Source organism: Nocardia pseudovaccinii (assembly GCF_050942345.1).
Taxonomy (GTDB): domain Bacteria; phylum Actinomycetota; class Actinomycetes; order Mycobacteriales; family Mycobacteriaceae; genus Nocardia; species Nocardia pseudovaccinii.
In genome coordinates this window covers 6,164,832-6,177,713 of sequence record NZ_CP192074.1, presented here as the reverse complement: position 1 = coordinate 6,177,713, position 12,882 = coordinate 6,164,832, and the positions used below count along the sequence as shown (strand labels likewise).

Sequence of the window (12,882 nt, the reverse complement as noted above, 5' to 3'; positions counted from 1 at the left end):
CGATGTCGGCTCCGGCGGTTTCCAGCGTGTGTGTCGTCATACCGGTATCGACGTCGCTGCCGTCGAAAATTCATCGGTTCGTGCGGAAGGCATCGCGGAGCCAGGGGGCCCGGCGGTGGTGCGGGCGGAACCGGTCGGCCCAGCGGGGGTTCGATTCGTCGCGGCGGTAGGCAGCGAGCTGGCCCGCCATCGCGAAGTGCAGGCGGGTGGCCTTGCCGATCACCTCGCCATCGGTGGCCAGCGCCTCCGGCTTGGGCAATTGCACGTACAGTTCGGGTAGGCGGCGCTCGCCGTAGACCTTGCTGTGGCCGATCGCGGCCAGCAGCAGAGCCACCAATGCGCGAGTGCGCGACCAGCGCAGATCGGCGCGCAGCCAGCGGACGTCGAGCAGTCCGGCGTCGAGCCGGTCGCGGAATGCGGGTACGGCGCCGTGCGGGTGGTAGGGGCCGTTGCCGATGAAGAGGAACCACACTCGCTGCCAGCGATCGTCGAGATAGATCTCGATCGGTTCGGCCCGGCGCAGGGTGACCACCAGCGCGGCCGCGAAGGCGGGCCACTTGCCCCAGCGCGCTTGCCACTGCTCGCGCAGCCGCACCAGGTCCGGATAGGCGCCGATGCTGGCGGTATTGATCAAATGCCTGGTGCGCGAACCGGTTTCGTCACCGTATTCGACGCGCGCGATATCGACCGCGACCGCCTCGCCGGTACCGGTCGCATCGATGACCTCGCGCAAATCGTAGACGCCGAGATCACGCGCGAAATGGTTGAGCGTGCCGGTGGGGATGACGGCCAGCGGCAACTCGTGCCGCAGCGCCACCGCGGCCGCGGCCGCCACGGTGCCGTCGCCACCGGCGATGCCCAACGCCAGCACCGGCTCGGCGTTTTCGGCGAGCGCCCGCTCGAATTGTTCGGCGGCATCCAGGTCGGGTTCGGTGCGCAGAACGGTGGCGGCGGGCAGGGCCGCGATGACATCGGCGGTGGGATCGTAGTTCGGATCGCCGGAAACCGGATTGACCAGCACCAGCAGCCCTTCGCCCGCCACCAGTGCGGGCGCTTCGCGGACCAGTCTGGCCTGTGCCTCGTCCGATTCCCGCACCGGCCACCAGCGCCGGGTGGCCAGAGCGATACCGGAACCGACCGCGGCCCCGACGAGCACATCGGAGCTCCAGTGCACGCCGGTGTGTACCCGCGAGTAGGCGACTCCGGCGGCCAGCGGGGCGACAACCAGTGCGGTGCGCGGACTTTCGAGTGCGACCGCGGTGGCGAATGCCGCCGCGCAGGCGCTGTGTCCGGACGGGAAGGAGGACGATCTCGGGGCCGGTGACAGCCGCCGGTATGCGGGCAATAGTTCGGCGGCCGGTCGGCGCCGCGCAACGAGGGTCTTGAGACCGGCATTGACGGCCAGGCTCGCGCTTCCGACCGATACGACACCGCGCAGCGCGGCCCGCCGCGATGTTCCCGCGCGGGTGGCGAGCAGCGCCGCAACGACCAGCCACAGCGCGCTGAAGTCGGCACTCTGGGTGAGCCGCAGCATGCCGGTGTCGACCATGGAGGCCGGTAACTCGGCGACCGCGCTGCCGACCGCCCGATCGAATCGCCCGACTCTGTGGAACTTTCGCCGCACCCAGCTACTCACCCGCTCGACATTACCGATCGCGGTGGACGGCGTGTTACCGCCGTCGTCAGCGCTGTGGATCTTGCTCGCCAACGATTTCGCTGCCAGGGGAGCGCGATCGGAGCATAGGGTTCACCTATGACGAGCAACCCGTTCTTCGAGCCAAGTGCGCTGCCGTATGAGCTTCCTCCGTTCGCCGAGATCGGTACGGAGCACTATTTGCCCGCGTTCGAGCGAGGGATGGCGGAGCAACTGGCAGAGGTTGCCGCCATCACGTCGAGCGGGTCGGAGCCGAGTTTCGCGAATACCATTGCGGCGTTGGAGCGTTCGGGAGCGATGCTGACTCGGGTCGCGAAGGTGTTCTTCAATATCACGAGCTCCGATTCCAGCGAGACCACCGATGCGATCGAAGCCGAAGTATCGCCGAAGCTGGCTGTGCATCGGGACGCGATTTATTTGGATCCCCAGCTATTCGCGCGAGTCGAGGCGCTCTACGGCCGCCGGGAGGAATTGGGATCGGATCCCGAGCAAGCGCGGCTGTTGGAGCGATATCACATTCGGTTCGTGCGGGCGGGGGCCCGGCTGGACGCGGCCGGGCAGGCGCGGTTGCGTGAGTTGAATGCCGAACTCGCCGCGGCGGCAACGGAATTCGGGCAGAACATTTTGGCGGCGACCAATGGTGCGACCGTGGTCGTCGAGTCGGCGGCGGAATTGGCGGGGCTGGGGCACGCCGCCGTGGCAGCCGCCGCGGAGAACGCTCGCGAGTTGGGGCGCGAGGGCGCATGGGCGCTTCGGCTGCAGAACGTTTCGAACCAGCCCGTGCTGGCGGAACTGGCCGACCGAGACGTGCGGCAGCGCGTGATGACGGCTTCACTGGGGCGCGGGTTGGGTGACAACGGCGTGCTCGCCGTGCGTATCGCAGCATTGCGAGCGGAACGTGCCTCGCTGCTCGGCTATTCGGATCATGCGGCGTATGTGGTCGAGGATCAGACCGCGAAAACCCCTGCGGCGGTGGAGGAAATGCTGGGGCGTTTGGTTGCGCCCGCGGTGGCCAATGCGGAGCGCGAGGCGGCCGAGTTGGCACAGGCCATGGGTGGTCAGGAGCTGCGCTCGTGGGATTGGCAGTTCTGGTCGGAAAAGGTTCGAGCCGAACGGTTTTCGCTGGATGCGGAGGCGTTGCGTCCCTATTTCGAGCTCGAACGGGTGTTGCGCGACGGCGTGTTCTTCGCCGCCGAGCAGGTGTACGGGATCACCTTCCAGGAGCGCAAGGATCTGGTCGGATATCACCCGGAGGTGCGGATCTTCGAAGTCTTCGATGCGGACGGCAGTGCGCTCGGACTGTTCCTCGGTGACTTCTTCGCGCGACCGTCGAAGCGTGGCGGGGCGTGGATGAACGCATTGGTCAGCCAGTCACGGCTTTTGGGGAAGCGGCCGGTGGTGGTGAACAACCTCAATATCGTGAAGCCGTCCGTCGGCGAACCCGCCCTGCTCACCTGGGACAATGTGCGCACGCTCTTCCACGAGTTCGGGCACGCACTGCACGGACTGTTCTCGGATGTGATGTACCCCTTCTTCTCCGGCACCGAAGTACCGCGAGATTTCGTCGAATTCCCGTCCCAGGTGAACGAGATGTGGATGTCGCGACCGGAGGTACTCGCCAACTACGCAAGGCATTTCGAGACCGGTGAGCCGATGCCCACCGAACTGGTCGAGCGGATGGCCGAATCCGCACGTTTCGGTACGGGCTTCAAAACCGTCGAATACCTCGGCGCGACACTGCTGGACTGGGCGTGGCATCGCGTGCCAGCACCCGAGGCGCTGGCCGGCACCGATGCGGAGGCGTTCGAGGAGGAAGCGTTGCGCAAGGCGGGTCTGGCCATCGACGCGATTCCGCCGCGCTACCGGACCGGCTACTTCGCCCATATCTTCTCGGGCGGCTACGCGGCGGGCTACTACTCCTACATCTGGAGCGAGGTGCTGGACGCCGACACCGTCGAGTGGTTCGACGAGGGCGACGCCTCCATCCGGGAAAAGGGCGAGGCCTTCCGCCGCGAACTGCTCTCCCGCGGTGGCTCGGTCGACCCGCTCGAGGCCTTCGAATCCTTCCGCGGCCGCGCCCCGGAAATCGAACCGCTCCTGGTTCGGCGCGGTCTGCTGAACTGATCGATAGCGCTGGAACCGGCTGTGGCGCAGCCGGTTCCAGCACAGGACGGTTATCCGAACAAGCCGCCGAGCACGCCGCCGCTTTGTCCGGCCTCCTGACCACCACCGGTGCCGCCGATGAAACCGCCCGGCGGCAGTTCCGACGGCTGCACGATGACGAAGCCGCGCCCGGAGAACGACAGCGTCAGCCCCTCGCCGGTGCTGCGGCCGATGAGGCGGCCGAGGCCGAAGGAGTCGTTGCGCTTGATGCCGGTGGACAGGCTCGACGACCAGGCCACCGCGGCCTGTGGGTCGGCGTAGGTGGGCTGATCGACATTGAGGACGACGGGCGAGCCGTGGGTGGTGATGGCGATGCGACCGCGTCCGGTGAACACGCAGTTGAAGAAGCCCGCGTTGCTGGCGAAACCGGCTGCGCCCTGGACCCTTTGGATGTTGTAGGACAGCGAGGTATCGAAGGCCAGCACATTCGAGCCGTTGATGGTGAGCCCATCGGTGCCGTCGAGATCGACGGTGTGCACATCGGCGGCGGCATCGGCGAGGAACAGATCGCCGCGACCGGACACCTGCATCAGCGGCACCCCCTCGCCGGTGAGCCGCTGCTGGATCGCACGGCCGATACCGCCCGAACCGAGCGCCTTGAAGTGCAGATCACCCTGGTAGGCGACCATCGAGCCGGCCCGCGCCATGGTCTCGCCATTGACGGCGACCTTGATCATCTTGCCGCCCTGCTTCTGGATGCCCATGCCGTTGACCTCGGCATGGCTCGGATTGAACAGTTCGCTCTGCATCGGCAGCGCTCCTTGCTGGGGTGCAATCGGTGGGGGCGGTGGTACGGCGCCGGACGGGGGATAGGCGGGCGGCACCGGAGGCGGCGGCTGGTACTGCGGTTGGGCTGGGTGCTGCTGTGCGGCGGATGCGGGCGCCGCTTCGGGTTCGTCGTCGATATTCACACCGAACGCCGTCGCGATTCCGGCCAGCCCGTTGTCATAGCCCTGCCCGACCGCGCGCACCTTCCACGCACCGCCGCGCCGGTAGATCTCCACGCACACCACGGCGGTCTCGGTGCTCAGCCCGGTCATCGGGAAGGTCAGCGTTCCGGCATCGGATCCGATCGTCGCGGTCAGCGAACTCGCGCCCGCGAAGGTCGGCGGCCCGCTGCCGTCGAGGCTGGCGGTGACCACGACCTTGTCGACATCGGCGGGCAGTGCGGAGGTCTGTACATCGACCATATCGCCGGCGCCGCGGCCGTGCCGATAGGTGACACCGGGGCCGACCGGCTGATTGAAGAAGACGAAGTCGGCGTCGGAGCGGACCCGCCCGTCGGCGCCGAGTAGCAGCGCCGACACATCGACCGGCGCTGCGCAGGTGACGGTCACGATCATCCGGTCGCCGGGCGCGGGGCGATTTTCCCCGCGTGCGAGTGCGGTCACGGCGGACCGCCCCGGTCGATATGTCCGAGTGGCATGCGATTCACGGGATCAAGTGTGTCGTGAGTCCCGTCCGATTGCCACCACCCGCGATAGATCCGGCCACGGCGGCCTGCGCAGCACCGCGAGCGTGGCGATGACCGCGGCCAGCAGACCGATCAATTCACCCATCAGCGCGATCCGGGTCGCATCGACCGCGGGCGTCCAGCTGACCTCGCCGTTGTGGACCACGAAGGCACCCACCGGACGAGCGGTGCGCAGCAGCCCGCCCGTCCTGGTGACGGTGATGATCGTGGTGCCGTCGGCAGTTTCGTACGGCTGTCCATAGGCGAGCGAATCCTCCACTGTCCGTAGTGAATTCAATTGATTTCGAAGCATTGATTCCTCCCCTCGATGCGGCACCGGCGGTGGCGCGGTCCCCTTGGAGTATCGGCGGCACCACCAAATGTGGCAAGGGTGCCCTGCGGCGAGGTGTGGTACGAAGTTGCGGGATTTGGCGGTGAGAGGCGAGTGGGTTGTCGGCGAGGCTTTTGCGGTGGTTGGTGCTGGTAGCGGCCGGGGCGGCGCTGATAACCGTGCCCGGGGCGCAGGTCGATCCGGCATACCGGTTCTATCACCAGCGGCTGCACTGGCATGCCTGCGGTATCGAGGATTTGGACAAGGCCGGGGCCGAATGCGCGGATGTGCTGGTGCCGCTCGACTATCTGCGGCCCTACGATCGCAAGCTGAAGATCGCGATATCCCGGGTCCGGGCCACCGATCCGGATCAACGCCATGGTGTCCTGCTGGCCAATCCCGGTGGTCCCGGCGCATCGGGTCTGGACACCGTGGATCTGCTCGGTGACGTGCTCACCCCACAGGTGCGGGCCCGTTTCGATCTGATCGGTATGGACCCGCGTGGTGTCGGCGACTCCGGGCGCACACCGCGCTGCGGATGGCCGGTCGGCGAAATGATCCATTCCGCGGGTCTGGATTCGCAGGGTTTCGCGCGAGAAACCGCGCTGTCGGCGGCTATGGCCGAGGGGTGTCTCGCCGATGATCCGGTGAAGGTGCGGCAGCTCACCACCCGCAACACCGCTCGCGATATGGATGTCATCCGAGTCGCGCTGGGCGAGCCGAAGCTCAGCTATTACGGCGTTTCCTACGGCACCTACCTCGGTGCGGTATTCACCCAGATGTTTCCGGAACGCAGCGACCGGATGGTGTTCGACAGCGCCATCGATCCGGATCGGTATTGGACGGGTCTCGTCCAGGATTGGGGGCCGTCGGACGAACGGGCGATCGACGAATGGTCGAATTGGGCTGCGGGACAGGATGATACGTATCACTTCGGTTCGACCCCGGCCGAAGTGCGTGCATCGCTGACCGAGCTGCTCGCCGCAGCGGCACGGCAACCGATCGTGATCGACGACTTCCCGATCGACGACCACTGGCTGCCATTTCTATTGCACAACATGGTGACCGATTTCCGGCGCAACCAAGCGCTGGCCGAAACGTTGCGTGAGATCGCCGACGCTGCGGGTGGCCCACCCGTGGCGGCGCGGGCACCACGCCTGCAAATCGTCTTGCAGGCCTTGCGATCCGAGGAGAACTCCGTCCTGGCGCAGATCGCCTGCGGTGATGCCGCCGCACCGGCAGATCCGGCGTGGTACGCGAGCAATATCGAAGCCAGCCGTGCCACGCAGCCGATATTCGGCCCGCTGGCCAACAATATCCAGCCGTGCGCATTCTGGCCCCGGCCTGTCGAACCCTCGACCACCGTGCGGAATTCGGTTCCCGCCCTCATCCTGCAGGCGACCGGTGACGCTCGAACCCCGTATACCCACGGTGTCCGGCTACATCAGCACCTGTCCGAATCCCGCATGGTCACATTGCAGGACGTCCGTATCCACATGACCTTCCGCCCCGACCTGAGCGCCTGCGTCAACAAGGCGATCAATACCTACTACGCCGACGGCGCCCTGCCCGCCGCCGACGTCACCTGCCACGCGGACCAGTAGGAATCAACCGGGCACGACGGCCCACGAGTGGTACCGCGACGCCGCATTCCACAGAATGAAGCTGTTCGTCCCCGCGGCCGCCGCGGCATCGATCTGCGCCTTGACTTCGGCATCCCCGTAGTTCACCCCGAGGCTGAAATCCTGTAGCCACGGAATGACTTTCGCGCCGGTACCTTTGGTCTGCTCGAAGAAGTCGGCCAGCGATCGGAAAATAATGTCGTACGGCTGGGCATTGGGGTTCGCGACACCGTATTCACCGGCATTCCAATGCGACGGGTAGAGCATCGGAGCCACATAGTCGACATTCCGAGCGATCGCCGGAATGTCCTGTGCGATCTCATCCGGGCGCGTCGCCGCGATGCCGAACACGGCGGCACCGAGATTCGCGCCTTTGTCGCGTACCGGATCCCGGCTCTCGTGCAGGAACTCGGCGACGGATTCACTGGGCGTGACGGTCAGCCCCGGAAACTGCATCTGCGACAGCGCACCGTCCGGCCGCCGGACATAGTCGTACATTATTCCGTCGAAGCCGAGTTCGGCCGCCTCGGTCGCGAGATCGATGTTGTACTTGCGGACTTCGGGATTTGCGAAGTTGGTGAAAGCGATGGCACCGTACTTGCTGGCATACGGCTGACCGGAGGGATTCTGGATGACCCAGTCCGGATGTCCTGCGTGCCACGCCCATTCGGCCATGGTCGGATCGCGAAATGCCACGATCCGCCCGACCACCCGCAGATTCATCTCGTGTAATTGCCGCAGTGCGGCGCGCACATCGTAGATATTGGTGGCCGCACCCGCCTGCCGTGCCAGCGGTACCTGCGAGTCGTAGCCGATAACCCCGTCCTCATCCTTGATATCGAGCTGAACGGTGTCGATGCGCCCCTCACGGGCCATATCCAGAATGGGCTCGCGTAAACCCTCGTATGCCCATCCGTACGCCGTGATATGCACGGCCTTGACCCGGGGCATATCGACCGAGGTCGTAATCGCCTGCGTCGCCTTGTTTCCCGCCACATCGACCGCGGTCACCGTACCGCCGACCGGTGCGCGCGGCAGGGTGATCTCGAAGGTGCCGTCCGCGGCGGGTGTGACCGACTGGGTGCCGACGGAGACCTGCACCGCACCGGATTCCTTGCCGCGCAACGTGATCGGCTGACGATACGATCCGGCTCTGCCCGGCTGGATTACCTCGAGTTTCGGCGCCTCGGTATCCACGGTGAAGGTCGCGGTAACCCCCGGACCGGCGCTGAACAGGCCGAGTATGCCCCCGCGCGGAAACTCGGCGGTGAACTTGTGGTCACCATCGGTGAGCGGTCCGGGCCGGTACACCACCGAATCGCCTTCGACCGTGCCGTTCACCGCCGTGCCGTCGAGTTCGAGCCGCATATCGTTCGCGTCGTGGCCGTGGGCGTCCACACGCAATACCAGACCGGCCAGCGTGCCCGCACCGACGACTCCGTCCGGTAATCCGGTCAGCGCCAAACCTGCGGGCTCGGACCGATTGGCGCCGATGATCACGGATGCGATGAGGATTGATAAAACTCCGATAACCGCTATTGCCGCGAGCCGCCATCGCCCGGTGATCGGGACCAATTTGTCCAACGCGCACACCAACTTTCATCCGTCGCTATTGCCTAACTATCTACCTCGGACAGCTCCGTCGGGCGTGGTTATGCCGATTCGCAACCGAGATTCCGTGCGACCGCGTACCGTTCGATCGGTGGTGCGGTGCTCGGCTATCGGAACTCGGGTTGTCCTGTCGGCCTTGATATTCGCAACGGCCACCGCATGTGGTGCAGTGCCTGCTCCGGTACCGGCGGCCATCGAAAAGGTTCCGGTGGCCACATCGACGCCCGATCCGGTTGCGGTGGGAGCCAACGAACTCGGACTCGTCCCCATCCTGATGTACCACCAGGTGACACCGACTCCGGTCGGCGAATACGACCAGACTCCGGAGAAGTTCCGCGCCGAACTCGAGCGGTTGTACCGCGAGAACTATCGACCGGTGACCGTCGCCGATTACATCTCCGGCCATATCGACATCCCGGCGAGCACCCACCCGGTGGTGCTCACCTTCGACGACTCCACCATCACCCAACTTCGGTTCACCGAGGACTCGAAGGTGGCCCCGGACACCGCGATCGGGATTCTCGAGGAGTTCGGCGCGCGCAATCCGGACTTCCGGCCCACCGCGACGTTCTACGTCAACAACGAGCCGTTCGCCGGTGACGCGCGCGCATTGCCTTGGCTGGCCGCTCACGGATACGAAATCGGCGCGCACACCGCGAGCCACGCCAATCTAGGTCGCCTGGACAGCACCGGAGTGCAGCGCGAGTTGGTCGAGAACCTGCGCGCGATCACAGCCGCTGCCCCCGGCCATCGTGTGCGCACGATGGCCTTGCCGCTCGGCATTTTCCCGGTCGATCGCGCACTCGCCACCGCGGGAAGTTGGGACGGCACGCACTACGCGTTCGAGGCCGTGCTGCTGGTCGGCGCCGAACCCGCACCCTCTCCATTCGGCCAGATCGATCCCGCTGGGGTGCCACGCATCCGGTCGGGGAAGGCCGAGGTCGACTTCGCTTCCGCCTACTGGCTCGACCGCCTCGACCAGCATCCGGACCAGCGATACACCTCCGACGGCAATCCGAACAAGATCTCGGCCCCCAGACTTCTTGCCGACGAACTGAATCCGCGCTGGCGCGACCGTTTCAACGCCTATTGAAATACATATAGATTCAAGTATGCCAAGAGTTTGCGGGACCGGTCCCGGAGCGCAGTGGTTGACTCACGGCCACTGATTGCCGACGAGACCGGGGAGCCCGCATGTCACACGATCCGGCCGCGAGCTTTCCGGCCGCGGGTGCGTTCGAAGATCTGTTGCCGTGGTTGGTGCGTCGTGAGCGACGTGCCGATCGAATGTTGCCGATAGTCGGGCTATCCGGTGCCGCCGCCGAGGTCGTCGCGACCTTGACGATGTTCGGCGGTGCGCTCGCCGATGCCGTGTATGTGACGGCCGATGCCGCGGATCCGGCCGAACTCCCGGCCGGTAGCTCGCTCGCCGAGGACACCACACCGGGCCTGACGGAGCTGCGGCGTTTGCTGTACACACTCTGCCGGGGGCTGTCGGCGGATCGCTTCGGGCGGATGCGGCCACTGACGTTCCGGCACTACCGGCTCGTCGAATGGCTGATGGCCAAGAAGCTGACCTCCGACAATGAGCTGCGCGAACTGGAAACCCTGCTGCGCAAGGACTTCGGACGTTGGGGGGAGGAACTACTCGCGCCTGTGGAGTCCATGGTGGGTCCGTTGCAGCGGCTGCTGCTCGGTGTGGTGCGGTTGGTGTTACCGAAAGCGGTATTCCGGGCACGCACGGGTGGCCGGATTCCTGGAGTCGGCCGTGAGTTCCGCTGGCTCATGAACCAGCGCTATCTGGCGCCCGAACAGTCCAGCCAATTCGTCGGATTCGCACATCGCCTCACCGAAAACGCGCGTCGACAGGAGAACTGGCAACAACTCGACAAGCTACTGCTGCATGCCTTCCTGGAGGACCTGCGGGTCGCCTACGGTCGTCGAATATGGCGCATCCGCGCCGCCCGGCGGACAACCTATCCGGTTGTCGTATTGCAGCACGGTGGCACCGAAGTCGGCCGTCGACTGCTGGGGCTGGTCGACGAAATCCGTAACGAAACCGGCATCGATGACCCGCTGCTGCTGGTGTCCGACGTGCGCCCGGTGCCCGACGGCGTCGTGGTCCGGTCGCCGCACCGGGCGATGCGGGCATACCGGAAATGGGAAGAAGAGCTGCCGATCGCTCGGCAGCGGCAGCGACCGCGCGCGTGGTTCCTGGTTTTCGCCGTACCCACGAGCGCCGAACATGACGGCAATGCCGATGGCTTCCAGCGGATCCCGGTACCGCGTCCGCCGTGGTGGGCGAGGCGTGCCCTGCCGGTTTGCGCCGTCGTCATATTGTCGATCGCCGCGACCGGCGCGGCGGTCTGGCAGCCGTGGCGGGCCCCCGCTCAGGCGTGTGGCTCCGGCGCACCGAGCAAGTGGGTGCAGGTGGCGAAGGGTGATGGAGCCGAGTGCCTCGGATACAGCGCCTATGACCCCGATGATCCCGAAAGCAGTGGTCGCGGTTACCTTTTCGCCAAGAATGAGCCCAATGCGCAACGGTTGGTAGAGGTACAGAAGCGCCTGTATCGGCAGAATCGCATCACGGAGCGGCTGGCCGCCCAGCAACCGACTCGGCCGTTCTTCACCCTGGTCTATGTCGGTCAGCTCACCGGGTTGCCGACCGATTACCCCGCGCAGAGTGAGGATCTCGAAGGGCTGGCGCTGGCCCAGTACCACGCCATCAAGTCTGTGGGACCGATCGAACCGGTAACCTCCGACACGGTTCCGCTCGTCCGCTTCGTCCTGGCCAATAGCGGTCCGCTCACCGCTCAGAGCAAGCGGACTGTCGAGATGCTCGCCCCACTGGTCCGTTCCGAGCCGACCATCGTCGGGGTGATCGGATTCGATCAGAGCCGGACCGCCACCGTCGGCATCGTCAATGCGTTGACGGGATTGGGTTTACCGATGGTCGCGCCCAGCTTGTCGGCGGATGAGATGGTGCGTTCATCGCCTTTGTATTTTCAGATTTCTGCTTCGAACCAGATGGTCGCCGATATGGTCCGGCAATACGTGCGGTCGGTACCCAGCCTCGCGGGGCGCGGTCTGCGGATCTACCACCGGCCCGACAGTTCCGATCTCTACACCGAGAATATGGCCGCGGATCTGCATGTTCTCGGTGCGGACGGACATCCCGTCTGGGATGGGTCCTGGGATCGCCAGGATGCCTTTAGCCGGACCGATGGTGTGGACGCCTGCGATGAGGTGATGTTCTTCGCCGGTCGGGATTGGGAATTTCCGGACTTTCTGCAGAGCCTGAACAAGTCCTGTGGTGACCAACGGGTCGTGCTGATCGCCGACGATTCCGCGAACCGATTCATGGCCAGCGCCGAGCGCCGGAAGGCGGCCAACAGTGCTCGGCCGCTGATCTACGTTGCCAAGTCCGGCCTCGTGACCTGCGCGAACAAAGGCCAGGGCATCCGCAGCCGCGTCGAGTTCTACAATTTGGCTGTCACCAAGGACCCTGACATTCCGAGTTGGGACGCTTGTGCCGAGTCCGGCGAACCCGCGGCCGAGCGCCGCCAGCTGCATCCATTGGGTGAACAGGTCATCCTGGGTTACGACGCGGTCGGTCTGTTCGCGCGGGCGGTGCAGTCGCTGATTCCGGCGGTCGCCGGCATTTGGACAGAACAGATTCCGATCAGTGCGGCTGCCGTGTGGGCTGCGCTGCGTGACCTGCCGAGGCAGCCGGTGATCGAGTCGAGCAGCGGCGTACTCGACTTCTCGGTCAGCCTCGGCGCGCGGTCCGGCCGGGTGACCGTCGACAAGTGGGTCGGTCTGCTCAGCGTCGACCAGATCTGGGATCCGTCGAATCACGCCGAGCCGGTCATGATTTTCGGCTGCGGCCGAGCCGTAGCCAGCGATCCGGTGCAGTGCCGCCCGGATCCGCTCGGCCGCTGAGGCATTGGATGTAGGGATGATCCGACCAGGCCGTTTCGCCCTGAGCGGCCGTATGTATATTAGCGAGCGCAACTAGTTACGGGTGATCGGCGTGTGGGGGCAGATC

General features: G+C 65.6%; 8 protein-coding genes. 4 read left to right on the top strand and 4 right to left on the bottom strand.

Annotated features, from left to right (window positions below):
- Window positions 1-70: 70 nt before the first annotated feature.
- Window positions 71-1,636: a bifunctional phosphatase PAP2/diacylglycerol kinase family protein gene (locus ACQPZ2_RS27875; RefSeq protein ID WP_433521165.1), complete on the bottom strand. Its 1,566-nt coding sequence runs from the start codon at window positions 1,634-1,636 to the stop codon at window positions 71-73.
- Between the two features lie 117 nt (window positions 1,637-1,753).
- On the opposite strand from ACQPZ2_RS27875, the gene ACQPZ2_RS27870 reads away from it, so the two are divergent.
- Window positions 1,754-3,778, top strand: a complete 2,025-nt coding sequence (locus ACQPZ2_RS27870; RefSeq protein ID WP_433521164.1) for a M3 family metallopeptidase — start codon at window positions 1,754-1,756, stop codon at window positions 3,776-3,778.
- Between the two features lie 50 nt (window positions 3,779-3,828).
- Here ACQPZ2_RS27870 and ACQPZ2_RS27865 read toward each other — a convergent pair whose 3' ends face one another.
- Window positions 3,829-5,160: an AIM24 family protein gene (locus tag ACQPZ2_RS27865; protein WP_433527540.1), complete on the bottom strand. Its 1,332-nt coding sequence runs from the start codon at window positions 5,158-5,160 to the stop codon at window positions 3,829-3,831.
- A 96-nt stretch (window positions 5,161-5,256) separates the two neighbouring features.
- Window positions 5,257-5,583 carry a hypothetical protein gene (locus ACQPZ2_RS27860; protein ID WP_063038075.1) on the bottom strand — a complete coding sequence of 109 codons (327 nt, stop codon included), beginning with the start codon at window positions 5,581-5,583 and terminating at the stop codon, window positions 5,257-5,259.
- A 137-nt stretch (window positions 5,584-5,720) separates the two neighbouring features.
- On the opposite strand from ACQPZ2_RS27860, the gene ACQPZ2_RS27855 reads away from it, so the two are divergent.
- Complete coding sequence (locus ACQPZ2_RS27855; protein WP_433521163.1) at window positions 5,721-7,205, top strand: alpha/beta fold hydrolase; 1,485 nt, start codon at window positions 5,721-5,723, stop codon at window positions 7,203-7,205.
- 3 nt (window positions 7,206-7,208) lie between these two features.
- Here ACQPZ2_RS27855 and ACQPZ2_RS27850 read toward each other — a convergent pair whose 3' ends face one another.
- Complete coding sequence (locus ACQPZ2_RS27850; protein WP_433521162.1) at window positions 7,209-8,723, bottom strand: putative glycoside hydrolase; 1,515 nt, start codon at window positions 8,721-8,723, stop codon at window positions 7,209-7,211.
- A 319-nt stretch (window positions 8,724-9,042) separates the two neighbouring features.
- On the opposite strand from ACQPZ2_RS27850, the gene ACQPZ2_RS27845 reads away from it, so the two are divergent.
- Both ACQPZ2_RS27845 and ACQPZ2_RS27840 read left to right on the top strand, forming a co-directional pair.
- Window positions 9,043-9,927, top strand: a complete 885-nt coding sequence (locus tag ACQPZ2_RS27845) for a polysaccharide deacetylase family protein (RefSeq protein WP_433521161.1) — start codon at window positions 9,043-9,045, stop codon at window positions 9,925-9,927.
- Between the two features lie 101 nt (window positions 9,928-10,028).
- Window positions 10,029-12,776 carry a hypothetical protein gene (locus tag ACQPZ2_RS27840; protein ID WP_433521160.1) on the top strand — a complete coding sequence of 916 codons (2,748 nt, stop codon included), beginning with the start codon at window positions 10,029-10,031 and terminating at the stop codon, window positions 12,774-12,776.
- Window positions 12,777-12,882: the final 106 nt, after the last annotated feature.